This window comes from Candidatus Dadabacteria bacterium (genome assembly GCA_026708565.1).
Lineage (GTDB): Bacteria > Desulfobacterota_D > UBA1144 > Nemesobacterales > Mycalebacteriaceae > Mycalebacterium.
Genome location: JAPOUR010000059.1, coordinates 12,915 through 35,040, shown reverse-complemented (window position 1 = coordinate 35,040; position 22,126 = coordinate 12,915). Strand labels below are relative to the sequence as shown.

25 protein-coding genes and 1 CRISPR repeat array are annotated in these 22,126 nt (G+C 53.0%); of the genes, 7 read left to right on the top strand and 18 right to left on the bottom strand.

Annotation, left to right across the window (positions count from 1 at the left end; genetic code table 11):
• Positions 1–4 precede the first annotated feature (4 nt).
• On the bottom strand, positions 5–445 hold the full coding sequence (locus tag OXF42_07225; protein MCY4047876.1) for a CBS domain-containing protein: 441 nt from the start codon (positions 443–445) through the stop codon (positions 5–7).
• Between the two features lie 60 nt (positions 446–505).
• Here OXF42_07225 and OXF42_07220 point away from each other — a divergent pair, with 60 nt between their 5' ends.
• Positions 506–739, top strand: a complete 234-nt coding sequence (locus OXF42_07220; protein ID MCY4047875.1) for a BolA/IbaG family iron-sulfur metabolism protein — start codon at positions 506–508, stop codon at positions 737–739.
• Between the two features lies 1 nt (position 740).
• A complete protein-coding gene (gene grxD / locus OXF42_07215) occupies positions 741–1,058 on the top strand; it encodes a Grx4 family monothiol glutaredoxin (protein MCY4047874.1) in 318 nt (105 codons plus the stop codon).
• Positions 1,059–1,064: 6 nt separating this feature from the next.
• Here the strand turns inward: grxD and OXF42_07210 are convergent, their stop codons facing one another.
• Genes OXF42_07210 through ruvX form a run of 3 tightly spaced genes read right to left on the bottom strand, consistent with a single transcriptional unit; the run spans position 1,065 to position 2,731 of the window.
• Positions 1,065–1,493, bottom strand: coding sequence for a DoxX family protein (locus OXF42_07210; protein MCY4047873.1), 429 nt, complete (start codon positions 1,491–1,493; stop codon positions 1,065–1,067).
• Between the two features lie 31 nt (positions 1,494–1,524).
• The gene (locus OXF42_07205) at positions 1,525–2,316 is read right to left on the bottom strand and encodes an alpha/beta fold hydrolase (protein ID MCY4047872.1); all 792 of its coding nucleotides are present in this window, start codon (positions 2,314–2,316) and stop codon (positions 1,525–1,527) included.
• Position 2,317: 1 nt separating this feature from the next.
• The gene (gene ruvX, locus OXF42_07200) at positions 2,318–2,731 is read right to left on the bottom strand and encodes a Holliday junction resolvase RuvX (protein ID MCY4047871.1); all 414 of its coding nucleotides are present in this window, start codon (positions 2,729–2,731) and stop codon (positions 2,318–2,320) included.
• A 186-nt stretch (positions 2,732–2,917) separates the two neighbouring features.
• A CRISPR array of direct repeats spans positions 2,918–3,086; the repeat unit is 34 nt; unit sequence GTTGGACGATACCCTTAAACAAGGGGGATGTGAG.
• A gap of 137 nt (positions 3,087–3,223) precedes the next feature.
• On the opposite strand from ruvX, the gene cas12d reads away from it, so the two are divergent.
• Entirely contained in the window at positions 3,224–6,574 is a 3,351-nt protein-coding gene (gene cas12d, locus OXF42_07195; GenBank protein MCY4047870.1) for a type V CRISPR-associated protein Cas12d, read from the top strand.
• 54 nt (positions 6,575–6,628) lie between these two features.
• Here cas12d and OXF42_07190 read toward each other — a convergent pair whose 3' ends face one another.
• The 4 genes from OXF42_07190 to OXF42_07175 form a co-directional block, all read right to left on the bottom strand.
• Positions 6,629–6,943, bottom strand: coding sequence for a hypothetical protein (locus OXF42_07190; protein ID MCY4047869.1), 315 nt, complete (start codon positions 6,941–6,943; stop codon positions 6,629–6,631).
• Complete coding sequence (locus OXF42_07185) at positions 6,936–7,556, bottom strand: hypothetical protein (GenBank protein ID MCY4047868.1); 621 nt, start codon at positions 7,554–7,556, stop codon at positions 6,936–6,938. The genes OXF42_07190 and OXF42_07185 overlap by 8 nt, the downstream gene beginning before the upstream one ends.
• Positions 7,540–7,767, bottom strand: a complete 228-nt coding sequence (locus OXF42_07180; GenBank protein MCY4047867.1) for a hypothetical protein — start codon at positions 7,765–7,767, stop codon at positions 7,540–7,542. Before OXF42_07180 ends, OXF42_07185 begins: the two co-directional genes overlap by 17 nt.
• A 137-nt stretch (positions 7,768–7,904) precedes the next feature.
• Positions 7,905–8,519 carry a DUF924 domain-containing protein gene (locus OXF42_07175; protein ID MCY4047866.1) on the bottom strand — a complete coding sequence of 205 codons (615 nt, stop codon included), beginning with the start codon at positions 8,517–8,519 and terminating at the stop codon, positions 7,905–7,907.
• Positions 8,520–8,704: 185 nt separating this feature from the next.
• On the opposite strand from OXF42_07175, the gene OXF42_07170 reads away from it, so the two are divergent.
• Positions 8,705–11,212 (top strand): adenosylcobalamin-dependent ribonucleoside-diphosphate reductase, encoded by a 2,508-nt coding sequence (locus OXF42_07170; protein MCY4047865.1) that lies wholly within the window; start codon positions 8,705–8,707, stop codon positions 11,210–11,212.
• Positions 11,213–11,298: 86 nt separating this feature from the next.
• Here OXF42_07170 and OXF42_07165 read toward each other — a convergent pair whose 3' ends face one another.
• The 10 genes from OXF42_07165 to OXF42_07120 form a co-directional block, all read right to left on the bottom strand.
• Positions 11,299–11,499, bottom strand: a complete 201-nt coding sequence (locus tag OXF42_07165) for a type II toxin-antitoxin system HicA family toxin (protein ID MCY4047864.1) — start codon at positions 11,497–11,499, stop codon at positions 11,299–11,301.
• 29 nt (positions 11,500–11,528) lie between these two features.
• Positions 11,529–11,873: a hypothetical protein gene (locus OXF42_07160; GenBank protein MCY4047863.1), complete on the bottom strand. Its 345-nt coding sequence runs from the start codon at positions 11,871–11,873 to the stop codon at positions 11,529–11,531.
• A gap of 74 nt (positions 11,874–11,947) precedes the next feature.
• Positions 11,948–12,235, bottom strand: a complete 288-nt coding sequence (locus OXF42_07155; GenBank protein ID MCY4047862.1) for a F0F1 ATP synthase subunit epsilon — start codon at positions 12,233–12,235, stop codon at positions 11,948–11,950.
• A 20-nt stretch (positions 12,236–12,255) separates the two neighbouring features.
• On the bottom strand, positions 12,256–13,659 hold the full coding sequence (gene atpD, locus OXF42_07150; protein ID MCY4047861.1) for a F0F1 ATP synthase subunit beta: 1,404 nt from the start codon (positions 13,657–13,659) through the stop codon (positions 12,256–12,258).
• The gene (gene atpG / locus OXF42_07145) at positions 13,659–14,540 is read right to left on the bottom strand and encodes an ATP synthase F1 subunit gamma (protein ID MCY4047860.1); all 882 of its coding nucleotides are present in this window, start codon (positions 14,538–14,540) and stop codon (positions 13,659–13,661) included. The genes atpD and atpG overlap by 1 nt, the downstream gene beginning before the upstream one ends.
• The gene (atpA, locus tag OXF42_07140; protein MCY4047859.1) at positions 14,540–16,066 is read right to left on the bottom strand and encodes a F0F1 ATP synthase subunit alpha; all 1,527 of its coding nucleotides are present in this window, start codon (positions 16,064–16,066) and stop codon (positions 14,540–14,542) included. Before atpA ends, atpG begins: the two co-directional genes overlap by 1 nt.
• Positions 16,067–16,112: 46 nt before the next feature.
• Positions 16,113–16,655: a F0F1 ATP synthase subunit delta gene (locus tag OXF42_07135; GenBank protein ID MCY4047858.1), complete on the bottom strand. Its 543-nt coding sequence runs from the start codon at positions 16,653–16,655 to the stop codon at positions 16,113–16,115.
• The gene (locus tag OXF42_07130) at positions 16,634–17,170 is read right to left on the bottom strand and encodes an ATP synthase F0 subunit B (protein MCY4047857.1); all 537 of its coding nucleotides are present in this window, start codon (positions 17,168–17,170) and stop codon (positions 16,634–16,636) included. Before OXF42_07130 ends, OXF42_07135 begins: the two co-directional genes overlap by 22 nt.
• Positions 17,163–17,660 (bottom strand): ATP synthase F0 subunit B, encoded by a 498-nt coding sequence (locus OXF42_07125; GenBank protein ID MCY4047856.1) that lies wholly within the window; start codon positions 17,658–17,660, stop codon positions 17,163–17,165. Before OXF42_07125 ends, OXF42_07130 begins: the two co-directional genes overlap by 8 nt.
• 14 nt (positions 17,661–17,674) lie before the next feature.
• Positions 17,675–18,961, bottom strand: coding sequence for a cation:proton antiporter (locus OXF42_07120; protein MCY4047855.1), 1,287 nt, complete (start codon positions 18,959–18,961; stop codon positions 17,675–17,677).
• An 86-nt stretch (positions 18,962–19,047) separates the two neighbouring features.
• Between OXF42_07120 and OXF42_07115 the strand changes: the two genes are divergently transcribed.
• From OXF42_07115 to OXF42_07105, 3 genes are read left to right on the top strand one after another with little or no spacing between them, the layout of a single operon-like run.
• The gene (locus tag OXF42_07115) at positions 19,048–20,742 is read left to right on the top strand and encodes a chloride channel protein (GenBank protein MCY4047854.1); all 1,695 of its coding nucleotides are present in this window, start codon (positions 19,048–19,050) and stop codon (positions 20,740–20,742) included.
• Positions 20,743–20,970 (top strand): type II toxin-antitoxin system HicB family antitoxin, encoded by a 228-nt coding sequence (locus OXF42_07110; protein MCY4047853.1) that lies wholly within the window; start codon positions 20,743–20,745, stop codon positions 20,968–20,970.
• Positions 20,971–20,998: 28 nt separating this feature from the next.
• Complete coding sequence (locus OXF42_07105) at positions 20,999–22,123, top strand: SIR2 family protein (GenBank protein ID MCY4047852.1); 1,125 nt, start codon at positions 20,999–21,001, stop codon at positions 22,121–22,123.
• Positions 22,124–22,126: the final 3 nt, after the last annotated feature.

Here is a 22,126-nt window from a genome sequence, read left to right as displayed (position 1 = left end):
GGAACTACAGAAAGACCTTCAGCAGGTCTCTCCTGCAAAGCACGCCCACGGGCTTTCCGTCTTTGACCACGGGCAGGCGGCGGACGCGGTGCTTGAGCATCATTTCCACCGCCCGCTCAACGGTATCGTCCGGGGCGACGGCGATGACCGGCGTCCGCATAAACTCCTTCAGGCTCAGCCCCGCCGCCGCCCGGCACGCCTTTGTGATGTCGCGGGTTTCAGTCCAGATGCCGAACAGCGAGTGCCGCTCCTCTCTGGAAAACGGGACGGCGCTCATCCTGCCGATGAAATCGCTTTCGGATATCAGCCCGACCACATTGCCGTCCCCGTCCACAACCGGCAGGCAGCTGACGGAGCGCTCGGTCATTGCGCGCGCCGCGTCCTCTATGGTGGCGTCCCGGCTTATGGTCCGGGGCGATTCCGACATTATTTTAGAAACAAGCATGGCTTCCGCCCGGAGCGGAAATGTTGACAATCCCGCCCCGGTCAATAGATAATACCACCCGTGAGCCCGGAAAACATCAAGTCCGCCATAGAAAAATCAATCAACGCCTCCCATGTTGAGGTCAGCGGCGATGACGGAGCGCACTTTGAGGCGGTCGTGGTATCAGGCGAATTTGAGGGCAAAACGCCGGTTGAGAGGCACAAGATGGTTTACGCCGCGCTCGGAGACGCAATGAGAGAGGAGATACACGCCCTTTCAATCAAAACCTACACACCGGGGCAATACGGAGGATAAAATGGCAGGAGACATAATAAGCACAATCAAATCGCAAGTGGAGGGCAACCGCGTTCTTCTATACATGAAGGGAAGCAGGGATATGCCGCAGTGCGGTTTTTCCGCCCGCGTGGTGCAGATACTGAACGCGCTGGGGGTTTCCTACGAAACTGTTGACGTGCTGCGGGACGAGGCAATAAGGCAGGGGATAAAGGATTTTTCAAACTGGCCCACCATTCCCCAGCTTTACGTGGACGGCAACTTTGTGGGCGGTTGCGACATTTGCGAGGAGATGTTCCACAACGGGGAACTTGAGAAGACCCTCGCCGAAAAGGAATAAGGGGTTCTAAAGGCGGGCGCGCGCTATCAGCCTGTCAACGGATAGGTAGCCGCCGCCCGAAACGGTAACCGCAAGCGCAAGACCGATGGCGAGAAGGGTGTATTCAATCCCCTCGCCCGCCTGATTTCCGCGCCAGTTCATAAAAAACCCGTGCTGGAGGTGCATCATCATCACTCCCGTCATTATGATGCCTATTGACAGCGCGCAGAAACGCGACAGAAAGCCCACTATCAGGGAAACCGCGCCCAGCGATTCCCCTATTATCACCAGAAACGCCACCACGGACGGCAATCCGGCCCAGGTGGTGAGGCTCGCCATACTCTGGTCAAACTCTATAATTTTCAGGAAGCCGTGCGGAAAAATCACGACTCCCAGAGTCACCCGCGCTATGAGGGGCGCGTATCCCGAAGTTGCAAAAAGGTGTTTGAGAATCATTGTCTAAAGTCCCCGCTGTTATAAGTAGATACTACCCGCTTGAGAGAAAGTCAACCACAAGGGCGTCCACTTCCTCTCTTTTTTCGCGCCAGAATCCGTGCCCGCAGCCTTCAAACGCGCGGACGGTCGCGTCCGGTATGAGTTCCCCCACCTCCGCCGCCCGCTTCGGGTCGGTAACGTTGTCTTCCGTCCCGAACATAACAAGAGAGGGCGACTTAATACGTGGAAGAAGCCCGGCGGTTTCATGCCCTTCGCACGCCGCGCACTGGCCGTGGTATCCCGCAATGTCTTCGGGTGTGGTTTGCACACCGGCGAGGCGCTCTTTGATGGCGGTGAGATTGTCTTCAATGTATTGCCTGCCGTAGCCGAGGAAAAGCGCGGTGAGCCACACGGGCCCCATGCCCGCCTTTTCGGATATTTGCCTGCCCGTTTCAAGTATCAGGTTTCCGACCTCGTCCCTGTGGGCGGTTGAGCAGCCCATAACCAGCCGCCGGACTCTTTCGGGATGGTTGATGCCTATCCACTGCGCTATCATTCCGCCCATGGACTTGCCCGCAAAAGACGCCTTTTCAATCCCCAGAAAATCGGCAAGGGCGACTGTGTCGTCCGCCATGTCCCGTGTGGAATACGGGGCGGTCGGTTTGCTTGAGAGGCCCGACCCTCTGTTGTCAAACACTATGACTTTGAAGTGTTTTGAGTAAACCGGTATTTGGTCGTCCCAGCTTGATATTGTGCTTCCGAGCCCTCCGATGAGGAAAACCGGCTTTCCAGAGCCGTGTTCCTCGTAGTTAATGTTCACCCCGTTCACTTTGGCAATCGGCATATTATCCCTCCGCGCTGTCCAGATATTCCCGCAGTATGACCGTTGCGGCGACCTTATCAACAACTTTTTTTCTTTTCTTTCTGCCCATTCCGCCGCCGATTAGCGCTTTTTCCGCCTCTTTGGTGGAGAAACTTTCATCCCACAGAACCGTCTTTATTCCGAAAGTCCGGGAAACCGTTTCGGAAAAGTCTTTTATCGCCCTCGCCCGCTCTCCGAGAGAGCCGTCCGCGTTAAACGGGATTCCGACCACAATGCGCCCCGGCTTGTGTTCGTTTATCAAAGCCGCGAGGGATTGCAGGTCGTTTTTTTCATCCGTCCGCCGGACAACCCCAAGGCCGTTTGCCGTGATGCCCAGTTCATCGCTCACGGCAACGCCGATGGTTTTCGTTCCGACATCAAGAGCAAGGGTTTTCATTGACAAGTCCGTTCAGCCGCGCTTGTGTCTTGACAATGCGGGCTTACTTCATACTATTTTACGGAATAAAGAGCGGGGACGGTATGAAATCTTCGCTTTTTTGTTCTTTGAAAGTCAAATAACGGGAAAGAAAACCGGAAAATCCCCTGAACAATAAGGAGTTGATGAAAGTCTCCGGGTCTTTCAGTTGGACGATACCCTTAAACAAGGGGGATGTGAGGCCGTTGTCGCCTTCTATTTCTGCCATCAAGTGTTGGACGATACCCTTAAACAAGGGGGATGTGAGGCGCCCCGGAATGGTTCAAGAGTGGAAGGCAAGTTGGACGATACCCTTAAACAAGGGGGATGTGAGACCTAACACAGGACGCGAAAGACCTGCGTCTCGTTGGACAATGCCCTTTTAACGGTTCTTCTCAGAAATCTTTATAGATTCTGTTTTGCCTCAACCCGTCCGGTTGTTCTTTTCCCGTTTTTTGATTAACTGACAGGATAATGAAATATAAAGGACTCACCGGATACAGTCTTCATCTCAAACGGATAGATTTTTCCGGCGGAAAAGCGACACGCGCCGTAAAATACCCAATTGATTGCAAAAACAAAAAACATCTGAAAAACCTCGCCGACCATATTTTCAGCGATTATCAGGCGATTGTCGGCGACTTCAACATAAACGACTGGATAAAAAACAAGGAAAAGGAAAAACATCCCTATTCGCTTTTTGATTTCTGGCGTGATTCACTGCGGGCGGGAGTGGTTTTCTTCCCAAACGCCGCGGAACTGATTGACCGGTTCAATCCTGACATTAAAGAGAGCATTAAAAGGCAAGTCCAAAAAACAAACCCTGATTTTTCCAATCTGGTCAAAGATTGGGACAAACTCATGGGATATGTCGTCCTGCCAAGAGAATTCAGAAGCAACAAGACCAAAGGTAAAGTTGAAGCAGAAATGAAAGAGATTTTCAAACTGGAAAAAGAAGAAACCATAGACGGCAACGCAAAAGAGTTTTGTTTCACAATAAAAAGCCTGATAGGAAAAGGCAAGGAAGAAAAACATAACATTCTGCTAAAAAAATACGGCATCAATCGCAACCTGTTATCCGAAACAGATATGGAAACAAATCTGACTTTTTGCCCTCATCCCGACATTCCGGCGAATCGGGAAGCCGACATCAAAGACCTGATGAATACGATTCAAAACATGTTCGGAGAAAAATACAAGGATCGCATGGGTCTTGATTCCGAATACAATTCCCAGTCAAACTACCTCGGAGCGCAACTCAAAAGGCTGCGCGAAGGGAAAACCGGAGAAATTAAAGCGGACATTCTCAAAGCCGCCCCCGTTTGGAAAGGTAAAGAAAAAGAACTTGAGAAGCGTCTGGATAAACTCTCCCAATGCGCGAAAAAACTTGCCGACCGCCCCGAACTTGCCGAATGGAGGATATACCGTCTTCAAATGGGCAAGATCAAATCTTATGTGTCAAACATTGAAACACAGAAAGGAAAAATAGAAGAGCAGATTGAAAAACACATTGAGGATTTCAAGGAAATAAGAAAAGACATTGAAGCGGGAGAGTTTCCCCTGTCCAAAGAGTATATGGAACACCTTCAAAAACTGGAAAACCTTGCCGTTGGGTTGAGGGGTAAAATGGAAGACTCGCCTCACGAGGAATTGAATTTCTACGACGACCTGATGGGAAGATTCCGCTCCGAACTGAACCGCCGGTATCAGGAAAGCGACACCAACAATAAAAAAGCGAAGTATGAAACGGCGGCGCACGCATACAAGAGCATTCACTCCGACCTGCGCAAGATACCGGCATTTCCCGGAGAAACCGCAAAGGAAATGTATAAAAAATACGCGGACTCATGGGAGCGTCTAAAAGCCGGAACTGAATTTCTGGCGGAAACCCTGAAAACCCCGGAAAGCGGCGGACGCAAGCCCGCGCAGGAAGATGAAGAGTTTCTGCTTGGGCGTTTGAACTCTCTCAAGAGAATATACGGCAAACAGAAAGAAAAAGACGCCACCCTGAGAAACGGCTCAATGAACACCGCAAGGTTTGCCGGAGTGGTGAGAAACGCGGTTCTCAAAGCGGCAAAGATTGATCTGCACGACTGCGGCGAAAAAGACTATTTCATCCGGGGAAAGGGCGTGAACTCGCAACGAAGATGGTCGGGCAAAGACCTTTCCGCAAACATCAAGGGGAAAAACCCCCTCCCGTTGATTGAGGGGCTTGTTAAAAATCTGCAACCCGACTGGAACGGCATATTCAAAATGAAAGGCGGTTTCAAAAACGCCATACACGAACTTCTTGACGCGGTTGAGGTTGAAAAAGCAAGAGCCGCATGTGTTATACACCTTCAACCCGACATTTCCGCGTCCATACCCCCGCATATAAAAAAGGACTTCTATAAAGCCGCGCCGTTTATAAAAGCGTTTGCAAAAGGCGGCAAGTTGAAAGGCGGGCAGTTGGGAACTTTCATTAACACAATCATCTGCTCCGAATTAAGGGGAACTCTGAGCCGTATGACACAGGAACAATACATAGTGCGGGCGACCGTTCAGTTTGAAAACCTGAAGAAAAGTTTCCCCCTCATCCACAACGGCGACAAAAAGAGATGGTTTATAGAAACAAAGGATGCGGAGGGGAATTCAATAAGTTTTCCAATCAGATCTTCAAAATATCAGACACAGTTTCTTGAAAAGTCCGTAAACCCGAAAGGCGGCATCACAATGAAGCCCGGCGACCATTCTTTAATCGCCGAAAGAAAACTGGCTGTTGAATGGGAAAAGACGGAGGACGGCTTCAAGCCCTCGCTTAAGATGTTTTCCGATGAAAGGGTGTTTGTCTCCATTCCCTTTGAAATATCGGGCGGGGAGGAAACAAAACCCAAACGGCTGCTCGGAATTGACACGGGGGAATACGGTCTCGGATACACTGTTCTTGAGACAAAACCCAAACTCAAAATTGTAAAACAGGGCTTTATCTCCCACCCGTCCCTCGGAAAGATAAGAGAAACCATCAGACACGGGAAAACGCGGCAACGAACCGGAATGTTCAGAGAATCCTCCACGAAACTCGCCGACATAAGGGAAAACGCCATAGGCGCTTTGAGAAACCGGATTCACGACATCGCCGTGCGCTACAAGGCGGCAACGATTTACGAAGAGCAGACAAGCGCGTTTGAACCATATAACTCTTCAAAAAAGGTTTCCAAAGTTTACAAGTCGGTCAAACGCGCCGACATTCGCAACAAAAGACAGGAAATTAAAGCCGACAAAGATGAGCGCAAACTTGTATGGGGAACTGCCAAAGCCCCCGGAAAAGAGATTGACGCATACGCCACAAGCAATATATGCAGTTCCTGCGGTGAAAGCATATACGCGCACATAACGCGGGAACGGGAAAAAGATAGTTTTCCGGTTACATACGAAAAAGACGGCTTTTGTAAAATCAAGATTGGAAAACACGACATAAACGGAATTTCAAAACAATCCGGCAATACGATGACCGGAAGGGAAGCCATCAATGCCGTAAAAAACTTTTCACGGCAGCCCGTTGAAAATCTGGCGGGAAAGAACCCCGTATTTCAAAACCGGAGGGAAGCCGGGGAATTCAAAGAAAAACGGGGAAATCAACCCGTTTTCACATGTCCGTTTTGCGGACATATTTCAGACGCGGACATTCAGGCATCTCTTATTGTGGGGCTCATTGCTTATCTGCAAGAGAATGAAAATGAAAAAGAACTGTGGAAAAGACGCAAATCAAGACTGGGAAAAATCAAACAACTGATTTCCAAAAACGGGAATCTGAAAACCGGATTCTCACACATAGTCCCAATTTAAGATGAACCCCAGCTCAATTTCGTCCAATAACTTCAAACCACTCTGATATAATATCTACTTGCCCGTAGATGTATTTCCTTGCACCGGAGGAATAAGCATTTGCGGTCGAAACTGAAGGAAAGACCCTTTTCCTTCATGGTTTTCCACAAGTTTTATACATGAGGTTGATTCAAAGGTGACAATAGTTGAGTGAAAAACAGACAAAATGATTTCTTGGAATTCCTGATCTTCCTCCAGTGGAATCACCTTCAACCCTTTCTCCTGAAGCAAGTCAATACCCAATGGGCGTGCATGGGTTTTATGCTGTCTGGCATCAGCAAGCCACTTTGCAATTTCCCGAGGCTTATCATTGTTTTCACCCTTAAACATATAGTTTGACAGCCATTCGAAAACTTTCTCCTGAGACAGATCCAATGCTTTCTGACAACTGTCCAAAAAAACCCGGTGGCCAGTTTGCTATTCTTGAAACCCATATTGGAGCAGTTTTCGGATCTTTAATAACTTCACTCCTCGCTTGAGCGAATTCGCTTAAAACCGCATGGGCTGACGCTCCGTTGAGCAAAGGATCTGTCGGCCCCAACGCCGACTCTTTACCCATAATAATCTCATCGGCAGCACACGCTATCATAGTGGCGGCAGACATGGCGTTTTGAGGAATAATTGCTCTTATGTGGTCATACTTTCTCCTAATATATTGCACTATTTGGTCAGCGGCTTCCAAAGAACCTCCCGGACTGTGCAAAATAATATCCAAGTTTTTTCTCTTCAAGCCATGGAAAACAGCCATAAAGGCTTGAAGGTCATTCAACTCAATAGAGTATGCTGAACTAGGTATGTTCGGATTTGGCGAGGAAAAACTGGAAGCATAAACAACCGTATCTCGTTTGGTGTATTCACCGAGTTTCTTGAGATAAATGCGCCTTATCTCATCCGGTAGGCTTCTTTTACCAACTTCGTTGCGAATATCAGAAAGTGTCGCCATTTGGGTCACTACTGCTGGAAAACGACAAAAAAGGATTTGGAGCTCTTTTCTTTGACAACTTGTAAGAAACATCAATGGCGTTCTTCAGTTCATCAGAGATTTGCAGACTCATGTTTTCTAACAGTTCCTGCCTTTTCTCTTCCATTGTATCGGCTTTGCCCGCTTCTCTTTTCGTCTTCATAGGAACACCGGCACTTTCTACTTTTTCCATAACAACACCTCCTGCGCAAAGGTTGTAAGTTCAAATCTTTACCCAATCTTCAGAAAAAGTAAACACCTGCGCAGAACCCCAAGGGGGTTCTGCGCAGGCACGTATGCTACAAAACACTTCGGGCTTGTAGCAATACATCAAAACGAACTCCCCGGCTGTTTCAAAAACTCAATCTCCTCCTCCGTGCTTCCCCTCCCCAGTATCCCGTTCCTGTGCGGGTATCTGCCGAACCTCTCTATAATTTCAAAATGCCTGCGGGCGAAATCCTCCGATGATTTCAGCCTTTCATAAACCTCCGGGGCTTCCCTGAACTCCCCGGCAAGAGAGGAAAAGGTTTCAACCGATATCTTCTGAATCGCAAAACTTTCCGAATGCATCAGCGGCATGTAAAAGAAAATCCTCTCAATAGGGAAAAGAGACCTGTCAAACCCCTTTTCCATCCCCCTTCTGCACACGGCGAGAGACAGGCCGTCAAACGCGAAAGACTCCGGCACGCCCCTGTGAATGTTGCGCGGAAACTGGTCGGTGAGAAGTATGCAGGCAAGCGCCCCGCGTGGCGTTTGAGACATGCCCTCCGGCTCTCCCGCGCCCGCCGCCCGGAGAGCAGCGCCGAACTCCCTCTCAACAAGACGGTCAAAACCCTCATCCCCGGCAAACCACTTTGACATCAACTCCGGGTCGCAAAGCCCGTTTTCGCCCATTTCACCGAACCAAAACCGGTGTATCCGCCGCGCAAATCCGTCATTCAGCATAAAACAGCCCTCCAACACTTTCTAACTATGCTCGCTTACTGTCTTTCAGTAAAGGATAATTCCCTGTTTGTCATAAAACAGGCACAAATCCGTTTGACTTGCCCGCCGTGTGCTACTACAATATCTGGTGTTCACGAGTTCACTGCAACACGAAATACAGTAGTTGGACTGCTTGGAGGAGGCTAATGTCATCAGAGAAAACGGAAACGGGCAAGACCGGAAACGGTGCAACGGAGGAAAGAGGAAACATATTTGAACTTCCCAAGAAGTCTCTCTCAAATGATACCGTTTTTTCGGGCGAAGAGAGACCCGAAGTTCCGAGGCTCGTAACCGAGAAGCCCGACGAGAGCGGGCGGGACCTTCCCCCCGAAACCATTGAAGAATTCGGCGGAGACGAACTCCGCGCAAGGGTGTTCTTTGAGAAATACGCCCTGAAAGACGAAGAAGGCGGCACAGTTGAAACCCGCCCGCAGGAGATGTGGAAAAGGGTCGCCTCCGAAATGGCCTCCCCCGAAACCACGCCGGAGTTGCGCGAGGAATGGACGGAGAAGTTCTACTGGCTTCTTTCCAACTTCCGCTTCATCCCCGGCGGGAGAATCCTGTTCGGCGCCGGGCAGACGCGCCGCTCAACACTGCTTAACTGCTACTTTATGCCCATCAAGGAAGACTCCATAGAGGGGATATTTGAATGGTGCAAAGAGGCCGCAAGGACCTACTCCTTCGGCGGCGGCGTAGGCACGGACATCTCTCCCCTGAGGCCCAAGGGGGCGCCGGTAAACAACTCGGCAATCCACTCCACCGGAGCGGTCTCCTTTATGGAGCTTCTCTCCACCACCACGGGCACTATCGGGCAGGCGGGCAGAAGAGGAGCGCTGATGATCACCATAGACGTCAGCCACCCGGACATATTCAGTTTTCTTGACATAAAAAACGATTCGGACAGGTCTCAGGTCAAGTTCGCCAACATATCGGTGAAGGTTTCGGACAAGTTTATGAAGGCCGTGGAAGAGGACGGGGATTTTGACCTTGAATACGAAAACAAAAAAGTGCGGATGAGAAAGACGGTCAAAGCCAGAGACATCTGGACGCGGCTTGTAAAATCGGCGTGGGCTTCGGCGGAGCCGGGCCTCATCTTCTGGGATGCTGTGAAACGCTACTCACCCACCGAATACGGAGGCATGGAGGTTGAAGGCGTCAACCCGTGCAGCGAGCAGGCGCTTGAGAACTACGGAAACTGCTGTCTCGGCAACATAAACATGAGCCTTTTCGTCAAGAACGAGTTCACAAAGGACGCCCGTGTTGACTGGGAAAACCTTGACCGCTCGCTTTCATACTCCGTGCGTTTTCTTGACAACGTGCTGGACTACAACGAGCACAAACACCCGCTCGGCTTTCAGACCGACGCGTCCCGGCGCTCAAGGCGCATAGGCGTGGGCTTCACCGGTTTCGGCGACATGCTCGCCAAACTCGGCAAACGTTACGATTCGGATGAAGCCGTTGAGTTCACGGACAATATCTTCAACCACATCAAAAACACGGTTTACTCCTCCAGCGCCAAACTCGCGGGCGAGAAAGGGGTGTTCCCCGCATACGACGCAAAGCAGCACTTCAAAAGCCCGTTCCTTGACACCCTTGACGGAGACGTCCTTGATTCGGTGCGCGAGAACGGCCTCAGAAACGCCTGCATACTGACTGTTCCGCCGGTGGGAAGCGGCTCGGTTCTGGCAGGCACATCAAGCGGCATTGAGCCCATATTTGCGCTCTCCTACTTCAGAAGGTCGGAATCCCTCTCAAAGGAGCAGTTCAAGGTGTATCACCCGCTTGTGGGCGACTATCTGGAAAAGTTCAGCCTCTCCGGCGAGGAAGACCTGCCGGGCGACCTGTTTATAACATCCCACGACATAAAGCCGGAGTCCAGAGTCCGCATGCAGGCAACCATTCAGAAGCACATAGATTCGTGCATATCCAGCACAGTGAACCTTCCCACGGACATCTCTCTTGAAGAGGTGGAGAAGGTTTACTTCCAGTCGTGGAAGACCGGCTGCAAAGGCATAACCATTTACAGGGAAGGCTCCAGAGAGGGCATTCTCATAACCGAAGAGCAGGAAGAGAAAAATGAAAAGAATAGGGATGGGGAGATTTCACAAGCCACTCACCCCAACCTCCAAACCTCATCTCCTCATCCCTTAAAAAATCCTCCTGCTGAAAAGGAGAAAAGGCCGCAGGTGTTAAGCGGCTTTACGGAGGTTGTCCGCACGGGGCACGGCAACCTCTATGTTACGGTGAACACCGTGGAAGGAAGACCGTTTGAGGTTTTCGTTCAAATAGGAAAGTCCGGCTACACGACAATGGCGGACGCCGAAGCCATAGGTCGGCTTGCCTCTCTGGGGCTGAGAGCCGGCATCAGCGCAAAGGAGATAGTTGAGCAGCTTGAGGGAATAGGCGGAGCGTCTCCCGTATTCTCCGAGGGCAAACTGGTAATGTCCATTCCGGACGCGGTGGCGGCGGTGCTGAAAAGACACTTTGTTGAAACCGGAGAGCCCCACAGCCAAAGCGGCGGCCCCGGACGGGAAAATGAATCCGGGTCAAAAGACCTCCGGCTTGCGAGTTGCCCGGAGTGCAACAGCCCTTCCATCGCCTTTGAGGCGGGATGTGTAACCTGCAGAACCTGCGGATACTCAAAGTGCGGATAACATAAAGAAGTTACCACCTCCACCCCTCCTTGCAAAAAACCCTGCCGGACAAGCAGTCTGGCAGGGTTTTTGTTTGCGAAAATCAGTCAGTTAAAAAAGCCTTTCGGCAGTTTGAAATTTCTCATTATCTTGGACAGGTAGGGTGTCTTGATGTCATCTCCCTCACGGTGAACCGGAATTGTAAAGGCAACGCGCCTGCCGGAAATGTCAGGGTGTTCTATAGCCCTGTGGCTACCCTTGCCCTTATTTTTGTAGAACTCAAACCGGGGGTCGTGACTGACAAGCATCTTCCGAAGTTGGCGGAAAGAAACCGCTCTCATGCCGACGCATATCTGTTTTCCGGTATGTTTCGCGGAATATCAAGGTCATCGGACCGAAAGTTGCTTGACGGCTTCTTTTGTGTGTGGCTCACCAGGTCCCTCAACTCGGCCTCCCTTATTTGCCTGAACTTCTGAAACAGGCGCGGCGGAGCCGGTTGAAAGATGAGGGAGTCGTCTCCCCGGAATCTGGCAAATGACACTTGGGCGCAAATATTCTCCCTGAGTTCAGAAAGCGCTCCCTCCCAGTCATCTCCCACCCCTATAACATCCATCTCCAAGGCGTGAGCCACCCAGTGACCATCCTCAATATAGCCAAGAACACTGACTTTTACGGTATTCATCCGTTGTTCCTCTCACCCACAGTTTCGCCCGCCACAAAACGGTTGTCAACCGTGTTTAAGGGACCCGCTCGCTTTTAATCTGTCTTACCCGCCCCGTCGCCCGGGCTCTCAACGGCCTTTGTAAGCACCGTTACCGTGTCGTCCCTGACCTCGGTGATGCCGCCGCGCGCGATGAACGACCCGCTCCCGCCGGAGCTCTCATACCGCATCTCGCCCTCAACAATAGTTGACACCATGGGGACATGACCGGCAAGAATGCCGAATTCCCCGAGGTCGCCCTTGAGAACCACGGTTGAGACCCGCTCTTCAAGCGCGAGCCCCGAAGGGGTTATGACTCTGAGAGTGAGGGTTTGTCCGGACAATAAAGCGCTCCCGTACCGGGTCAGGCGGCAATCTTCGCCGCTTTCTCCCTGACCTCTTCAATGCCGCCCACCATGTAAAACGCCTGCTCGGGAACATCGTCCATTGCGCCGGAAAGGATTTCGCTGAAAGCCTCTATGGTGTCCTTGATTGGGACGTATTTGCCCTCGGCTCCGGTGAACTGCTGGGCGACAAAAAACGGCTGGGAAAGAAACCTCTGAAGTTTCCTCGCCCGCGAAACCGTGAGTTTGTCCTCCTCGGAAAGTTCATCCATGCCGAGAATTGCAATTACCTCCTGAAGCTGCTTGTAACGCTGGAGAACCTCCTGAACGTTTCGCGCAACCCTGTAATGCTCCTCTCCCACAACCTTGGGCTCAAGGATGCGCGAAGTTGAGTCAAGCGGGTCAACCGCCGGGTATATGCCCAGTTCCGTCAACTGGCGCGAAAGCACTATTGTGCCGTCCAGATGGGCGAAAGTGGTCGCCGGGGCGGGGTCGGTCAGGTCGTCCGCGGGGACGTATATCGCCTGAACCGAGGTGATGGAGCCGTTCGTGGTTGAGGTGATCCTCTCCTGAAGGTCTCCCAGGTCGGTTGAAAGCGTCGGCTGGTAACCGACCGCCGACGGCGTGCGCCCGAGAAGCGCGGAGACCTCGGAGCCCGCCTGGGTAAAGCGGAAAATGTTGTCTATGAACAGGAGAACGTCCTGATTTTTTGCATCCCTGAAATACTCGGCAAGGGTCAGGGCGGTAAGCGCCACCCTTGCGCGCGCTCCGGGCGGCTCGTTCATCTGCCCGAACACAAGGCCGGTGTTCCCCAGAACGCCGGACTCCTTCATCTCCATCCACAGGTCGTTGCCTTCCCGCGTGCGCTCCCCCACGCCGCCGAAAACCGAAACGCCGCCGTATTCCTTCGCAACATTGTTTATGAGTTCCATAAGCAGAACGGTTTTCCCCACTCCCGCGCCGCCGAACAGCCCTATCTTGCCTCCCCTGAGGAACGGGGCGAGCAGGTCTATGACCTTGATGCCCGTCTCAAACAGTTCAAGGCCGGTGCTCTGGTCAACAAAATCGGGCGCCGGGCGGTGGATGGGCCAGCGCTCGTCACATTCAATCGGCCCCGCCTCGTCTATGGGCTCTCCCACAACGTTGATGAGACGGCCAAGCGCCGCCTCGCCCACGGGAACGGTTATGCCCTCGCCCGTGTTCAACACCTTCTGCCCCCTTTGAAGCCCCTCGGTGGAATCCATGGCAACGGCGCGCACGCGGTTGCCGCCTATCTGCTGAACCACCTCCAGCACCAAATTCCATTCCTCCGCCCCGATGGCGGGGTTTGTTATCTTCAGGGCGTCGTAGATGCCGGGCAGTCCGCCCTCGGGAAATTCAACATCCACCACCGGCCCCATAACCTGAACAACTTTTCCGTCCATTAATCGTTTCCTCCTTCTCTTAAAGCCTCGGTTCCGTTCACAATGTCCATCAGTTCAGTCGTTATTATTGCCTGCCTTGTTTTGTTAAACAACAGGGTGAGGTCGCGTATCAGTTCGTCCGCATTGTTTGTCGCGCTCTCCATCGCGGTCATGCGCGCCGAGTGCTCGCTTGTGAGCGACTCAAGAATCGCCTTTTCAACCCTCATCCTCAAATATTCGGGTATCAGGCCGTCCAGAATGCCCCGTTTTGACGGCTCAAAAACCGCGGGCGCGGGCTCGCCGCCCTCTTCACCGGCCTCAATCTCAAGGGGAAGCAGGGTCTCAAAAACCGTCTCCCTTGAAAGCGCGGATATGAACGCGCTGTGGACAAGGACTGCCCCGCCGGTCTCCCCGGCGGCAAACTCCTTTGAAACCAGAGACGATATCTCGTCCGCGACCTCGCCGCAGTTCTTCTCGCTCACCCCGGTGTAGTAGGAGCCCAGCTCAAAGCCGCGCGCTCCGAAGAAGTTTTTTCCCTTGTTTCCGATAAAGGTGAGTTTCACATCGTCCCCGCCAAAACCCCTGTCCGCAAGAAAAGAGTCAAGCCCCTTGATGAGGACGTTGTTGTAGTTGCCGCAAAGCCCCCTGTCGGAGGTCAGAAACACAAGGTGCGTCTTCCCGTTTCCGGAGGGGCGGGACAGAAGGGGATGGGCGTCCGGCCCGCATGAGCCCAGCACGCCGCGCGCCACCCGCGTGTAGGCGTCAACATAAACGCGGTGCGCCTTGAGGGCGGCCTGCGTCCTCTGCATCTTGCCCGCGGCTATCAGTTTCATGGCGCTCATTATGCGCCGCGTGCCCTTGATGCTCGCTATCTTGGTGTTTATCTGTTTAAGGCTGGGCATCAGTTCTGCGCCAAATCGGCCGTGCGCGATTTCAGTTCCTCAAGCGCGGCTTTCACCCGCTCCTCAACATCGGCGGTTATCTCTTTCTTGTCCCGTATTTCGTCAAGAATCCCCTTGTGCTTGGCTTCAAAGAAGGTGAAAAGCTCCTTCTCGTACGCCGCCGCCGCAGACACCGGATGCTCGTCCAGATACCCGCCGGTAATCGCGAATATGGACAGCACCTGCCTCTCCACGGGCAGGGGAACAAACTGGTCCTGCTTGAGTATCTCCACAAGCCGCTCTCCGCGCGCGAGCTGGTCGCGGGTGATCTTGTCAAGGTCGGAGGCGAACTGGGAAAACGCCTCAACCTCGCGGTACTGGGCGAGTTCAAGACGCAAAGTTCCGGCAACCTTTTTCATCGCCTTTATCTGCGCCGAACCGCCCACCCTTGAGACCGAAAGCCCCACGTTGATCGCGGGCCTCACGCCCGAATAAAAGAGGTTGCTCTCAAGGTATATCTGCCCGTCCGTGATGGATATGACGTTGGTCGGTATGTATGCGGAAACATCCCCCGCCTGCGTCTCAATTATCGGAAGCGCCGTAAGCGAGCCGCCGCCGTCCTCGTCCCTCAGTTTCGCGGCGCGCTCAAGAAGGCGCGAGTGCAGGTAGAACACATCGCCGGGATACGCCTCGCGCCCCGGAGGGCGTTTGAGCAGCAGCGAAAGCTGCCTGTACGCCCACGCATGCTTTGTGAGGTCGTCATAAATGACAAGGGCGTGCTTGCCGCCGTCCCTGAAGTATTCCCCGAGCGCGCAGCCCGCATACGGGGCGATAAACTGAAACGGCGCCTGCTCACTGGCGGAGGCCGTAACAACGGTGGTGTAGTCCATCGCGCCGTGCTCCCTGAGTTTGTCCACAACCTGCGCCACATTGGATTTTTTCTGCCCGATGGCGACATAGATGCAGTAAACGTCCCCGCCCTTCTGATTGATGATGGTGTCAACGGCGATGGCGGTTTTGCCCGTCTGCCTGTCGCCGAGAATTAGTTCCCTCTGCCCCCTGCCTATGGGTATCATGGAGTCAATCGCCTTGATGCCCGTCTGCAGCGGCTCGTTCACCGATTTCCTGAAAACCACTCCGGGGGCTTTTACCTCAAGGTTTCTCATCTCCGCCGCCTCTATGGGCCCCTTGCCGTCCACGGGCATTCCCAGAGAGTTCACCACCCTTCCAAGCGCTGCCTCCCCCACGGGAATCTGCGCGATGCTTCCGGTGCGTTTAACCACATCGCCCTGGCTTATCCCCCTTTCCTCCCCGAAGATTGCCACCCCGACATTGTCTTCCTCAAGGTTGAGAACCAGCCCCCGCGTGCCGCCCGGAAACTCCACAAGTTCGCCCGCCATGGAGTTGTCAAGCCCGTAAACCTTGGCGATGCCGTCTCCCACCGAGATGACCGTTCCCACCTCCGAGGTCTCAAACTTGTGCTCGTAGCCGCTTATCCTCTTTTTAAGTATCTCGCCTACATCATCAATTTTTATCTGTTCCCGCACTTGCCGTGTCTCCTTTGCAATGATTTTTTGCCGCCTTATTTTCGCCCTATTTTGAAAGGGCGGCGCGCACCCTCTCCAGATGCAGTTTCACACTGTCATCGTAAACGCTGTTTCCAACCCTCACCACAATTCCGCCTATTATCTCCGAATCCTCCACAAACTCAACCTGAGCGCCCCCCGCACCCGCAAGACGCCCCACCGCACCCCTGATTCTGCTCTCCTCCTCCGGGCTTGCGGCGCGGGCGAGCGTAACGGTGGCGCGCGCCACGCCCCCTGCGGAGCGCAATTTTTCCAGAACCGTCTCGCGGCGTTTCAGCAACTCTCCCAGCCTGCCGAACTCCGCCGCCGCCGCAAGAAAGTTGACCGCGGCGGCGGGAACGCCCCGCGCGGCGCAAAGGTCGCGCACAACCGCCGTCTTTTCCCCCGGTGTTACCACCGGACTCCGGACGGCCTTTCTGAGGTCCGGGCTCGCCTCAACATTCTCAAAAAACATCTCAAGCCCGCGCGCGCATTCGGGGGCGGAGCCGTCCGCTTCGCAATGCGCCATGAGCGCGGCGGTGAGGTCTTTCAGTTTTGCGACCGAAGCCATTTGCCCTCCCCCGCCGCCGTCTCAAATCCGTCTATGTCCGCCGCCGCGCCGCTTTCCCGCAGCCTGCTCTCGGCGATGCGCATCGCCGCCGAAGCCGCCTCGTTCACTATGGACTCCCTCGCCCTCTCGGCGGCCGCGTCAATGCCGTCCGCCGCATCTTTCAGTATCGCCTCTTTCTCCCGCCCGGCGCGAAGCAGTATGTTTTGCCTCTCTGCCTCCGCCTGCTCGGCTATTGAAGAACGCAGAGCCCCCGCCTCGGCTTCCAGCCCGTCCAGCCGGGCGGACCACTCCTCAAACAACTTTTTCGCCTCCTCAAGTTTCCTGCCGGACTCCTCAATCCTTTCCGCCATGCCGCGCTTGCGCGACCGCATGAACGAAACAACGGGCTTTCTCAAAATGAAATACAGCCCGACCACCAGCACCGTGAGATTAAACGCATGCTTGCCGACATACACCCAGTTGAAACCGGCAACGGGCGCTCCCGGCGCGGCGGCGAAAAGTTCTATCTCAAACACCTTTTCCTCCGGCGGCGCGGGTTATCACTTCGGCAATTTCCTCTATCTCGGCGCTCATGCCCGCCCTTGCCTTTTCAGTCCGGGCGGCAAGTTCCTCCGCGCGTTTTTCAAAAAGAGCGCGCGCCTCCTCCCTTGCCGAAGACACTATCCCGTCCGCCTCGGCGGCGGCGGATTTCGTGAGCCGCGCCCGCTCGGCAAGCGCCTGCTCCCTTGCGTCCTTCAGCGCCGCCTCGTATTTGGCGGCTATCTCTTCGGTTTTTGCCGCCAGTTCATCGGCCTCCCTGCCGGAGCCGGAGGTCGCCCGCTCGCGCTTGTCCGCAAGTTCCATAAGCGGCTTGAAAAACAGGGCGTTCAGAATGTAAAGGGCGACAAGAAAGATAACGAACTGGACAAATACGGTCTTGTCCGCCGTTATCAGATTACCGGCGGCAAACGCGGCGGGAGCGCCGGAAACAAAAACCCCAATAGCCGTTGCGAGAAAAATCCTCATCCGTTTTTCCAGTGTTAAGCGTCCCCGTCCGCTTCCGCGCCGCCGCCGAAACCTCTCTGAAGCAAAGGCGGAACGACAAAAGTGGTAAGCATTACGGTCAGAACAATCGCTGAAAAGAATTCCTTGTCAAAAACTCCTTTGCCATTATTGTAGCCAATCTGAGCAAAAATCAAGCCCACCTCCCCGCGCGGCACCATTCCTATCCCCACAATGCTTTTTCTAATGCCCCCGCCGAGCGCGCCGAAGGCGCTCACGTACTTGCCCGCAAACGCCAGCACAAACAGTATGAGGGCAACCGCAAGCACCTGAGAGTTGCCCTCCGCAAAGGGGTTGAGAATCCTGACGTCAACCTGAGCGCCCACGGCGACAAAAAACACCGGCACAAGAAAGTCCGACACCGGCTTGATGCTGTTCTCCACATCGCGGAACTGGTCCGTCCGCCGTATGACGAGCCCCGCCGCAAAAGCGCCGACTATCGGGGCGACGCCCGCCAGATGCTCTCCCGCATACGCGTACAGGAAGGCGACCGAGAGGGCGCAAACCACAAGAGCCCCCCGGCTTTTAAGGTTTGCCGCAAAAGCGAAAAACTTCGGGGCGGCAATGTTTCCGAGCGCGACCGCGGCAAACAGAAACCCGAACGCCTTGACCGTTGTGAGGGCAATACCGGAAAACGACACGCCCGCCTCAACGCCCGCCGCGCTTGATTGAATCAGCCCGCTGACTATGCTGAGAATGATAAGCCCCACAACATCGTCTATGACCGCCGCGCCGATGATTATCTTTGACTCCGGCGCGCCCAGTTGGTTGATGTCCGAAAGCACTCTCGCCGTTATGCCGACGCTTGTGGCGGTCAGGGTGGCGCCGGTGGTTACCGCCACAAGAAATATGGACGAAGCGTCCCATGACATCACGCCGTAGGCGTCAAGGGCGTATATGGAGGCAAAGCCCAGGCCGAAGGGGGCGACCACTCCCAGCGCCGCAACCAGAAGTGAGACGGGACCCGTTTTGAGTATGTCGCCGAGGCGGGTCTCAAGCCCTATTTCAAACAGCAGCACAACAACGGCGAGTTCCGCAATCAGGTGGAAGACGTGGTAGCCGGTTTCCGCCGGGGATGACGGCATAACGGCGAGAACCCCCGCGCCCAGAACCGCCCCCGCGACAAGTTCCCCCAGCACGGCGGACTGCCTGAAACGTTCCGCCATTTCCCCGAAAAATTTGGATACTATCAGCACAAGGGATAGAATCAGCAGGAAGTCACCCGCCGACAGTTGCGCCGCGCCGCCTTGAATATCCTGAATCATAAAACTGTTTTCCGCCCCGAACCGGAGAGGTCGGCAGGAAATCTACATATTGAGACGCTTTGCTGTCAATGCCCGGAGCGGCGGCAATGAAAAAAAGTTTTGCCTTTTCGGGGCGGCAGACCGCCCTCATGCTGGGGGCGCTGGCAATAGGCGCGGCGGCGGGAACGGCGAATTACATTTTTTCCGCCTCCTATGACGGGCTTTACGAGTTGGCGGTCAGGCCCTTTGAGAGGGGCGGGGCGAGGGTTTTCATCCCGCTTTTTGCGGGCGCGGCGCTTCTGATTGCCATATCAAAAGGCGTGCCGGGTGTTCTGGGTCTGGGGTTTCCCCGTTTCATTGAGAAAATAAACCTCGGAAGCGGAACAGTGCGGCTCAGAGACGCGGCGGCGCGGGCTCTTGCGGCGGCGGTTTCGCTGGGTTTCGGCGGTTCGGCGGGGCAGGAGGGACCCATCGCCCAGACCGGGGGGGCAATCGGCGGCGCGGTGGGAGAGCGGGCGGGGCTTTCAAAATCCGACATTCGCACCTTCATAGCGTGCGGGACGGCGGCGGCAATTGCGGCGACCTTCAACGCCCCGATAACCGGCGTGTTGTTTTCAGAAGAGATAGTGCTGCTCAGAAACCTGAGGTCTGCGACCTTCATTCCGATAGTCATATCGTCCGCAACGGCGACCGCCGTTTCATATTTCATCAAGGGGGGCGAGCCGCTTTTCAATGTGCCGGTGTTTTCCATTGAGGCGCTGAGCGCGGGCGACCTGTTTCTTTTCTATCTTCCTCTCGGAGCGGTTATCGGCGTGGCGGCGGCGGGATTTATGAAGGCGTTTTCTGCGGCGGAAGACCTGTTTTCAAAACTGCGCGACACAAAAATCCGCCTGCTTGCGGGCGCGGCGGCTCTGGGCGTTCTCGCCATGGCAGCCCCTGAGGTTCTTGGAAACGGCTATGAGCATGTGAGGGACATTCTTTCGGGAAACATCGCTCCGGCGGCGCTTTTCGCCATGGCGCTGTTAAAACCCCTTGCCGTTTGCGCAACGGTGGCTTCCGGATGGCCCGGAGGTCTGTTTGCGCCCGCGATATTCATGGGGGCGGCGGCGGGGAGCGCGTTTGCGGCGGCGGCGGAAAGACTGGTTTCCGTTCCCGAAAGCGTCCCGGCGGCTTGCGCGACTGTTGGAATGGGGGCGTTTCTTGCCGCCATTACGCATGCCCCGCTGACTTCCATTTTTCTCATAATAGAACTTACGCAGAGTTATCAGGTAATTGTTCCGGCGATGGGGTGCACTGTGGTGAGTTGGTCTCTTGCCCGCGCGCTGACGGGCGGCTCAATGGATGTGCTTGCGCTCAAAAAAGAGGGGATTGAGATAAGCGGCATAGAGAATGAAAACCTGCATTCTTTGCGCGTCCGGGATGTGATGAGAACCGACATTGAAACGATTGATGAAAACACGAAACTGCGGAGTCTGATTGAGGACATACCCCGCAGCAGGTTCACAACGTTTCCCACAGTTGATTCCGAGGGGTTGCTGTCGGGCATAGTGTCCATACAGGATTTCCGGCAGTGGCTTTTTCAGGAGGATATAAAGGATTTGATACTGGCAAAAGAGGTTGCCACTCTGGATGTGACCACTGTGTGCCCGGATGACAATCTCTATGAGGTGGTCAAGGTTCTCGGACAGAAGCCTGCGGAAATTCTTCCGGTGGTGGAGTCAAAAGGGTCAAGAAAACTTGTGGGGATTTTGTCCCGAAGGGATGTGATTGAGGCGTATAACAGGGCGGTTAGTGAAGGGTAAATGAAATATCTGATTGTTTATGAAAAGACCGGAACGGGATTTTCGGCTTACTCGCCGGATATTCCGGGGTGTATTGCAACGGGCGGCACAAAGAGGGAAGTTGAGAAAAATATGAAAGAGGCTGTTGGGTTTCATTTGGAAGGGTTGACGCTGGAAGGTATAGGAGTGCCTGAGCCGTCAGCCTACTCTGGATATGTGGAAATTGGTGTAGATAGGGTGATTAGTTAGGTATAATGGGTATTCGGAGTTTGAAGCAATGAAGAGAGTTGTCTACATAATCGGCGCGGGATTTTCACAGCCTTTGGGATTGCCAACGATTTCAAACTTTTTTGAGAAGGCGAAAGAACTTAACAGACAGGATCCAACAAGATACAAAGGGTATAAAATCTTAGACAAAACTGTCAAGGATTTCTCTATTATAAAAAATTACTGCAAGGTTAATCTTTTCAATATTGAAGAACTGTTGTCAATTACTGAAATGAGAGATCATATTGGCAGCAAAGATTCAAGAAAGAAAATTATTGATGTAATAGTAGAAGTTATTCAAGGAACAACTCCACCCATCAAACTCAATTTCCTATTTGATTTACCACGATGTGACAAAAAGGGTTTTGATTGGGATAATGTTGATTGTTTCGAACAAGTGAATATAAATCACACGCAATACTGTTCCTTCGTGAGCCACATACACGGCATAGCAATTCACTGCATTAAAAAAGAAAAATACCCTGAGACATGGGATATGATATGGGAGAAGCCGGAATTAAGTTCAGAAATTCGCTTTGATACAAGTTCAGGAATTCACTACGATATAATTTCCCTGAACTATGATACGGTTCTGGAAGACATATGTGATTTTATAAATACAAACAATTATATAAAAAGAAAGAACAAAAAAATCAAATTCAAAAGAAGTAAAAACGACAAAGTTGATGAAAACTCTCCATACCTAATCAAACTTCACGGTAGCATTGATGACAAGAAAACAATTGTTCCACCAACTTGGAAAAAAGGCGAGCATAACAACGAAATCAAAGAGCAATGGGAAATAGCATCTGAACTTATTAGCAATGCAAATCATATTGTTTTCTTAGGTTACTCCTTACCCGCAAATGATAATTATATTCTTTCCTTGCTCCAGTCTTCAATTAAAGATACAACAATAACTTCCATGCGCTCTGTAAATTCAGATAGGGAAACAATTGAAACATATAAAGATATATTCCCTGATGTTGAAGTGGAGCATACAGATTGCCAAAGTTATTTGCAAAAGTTTCAACAATCTCAAATTCTAAAACCTCCCATCTCCACAAGCAGTAATTGCTGTTTTGTCTATAACGGAGGATTGGGCTGGGACAGAAAGAAAGAGATTATTTTCTAACAA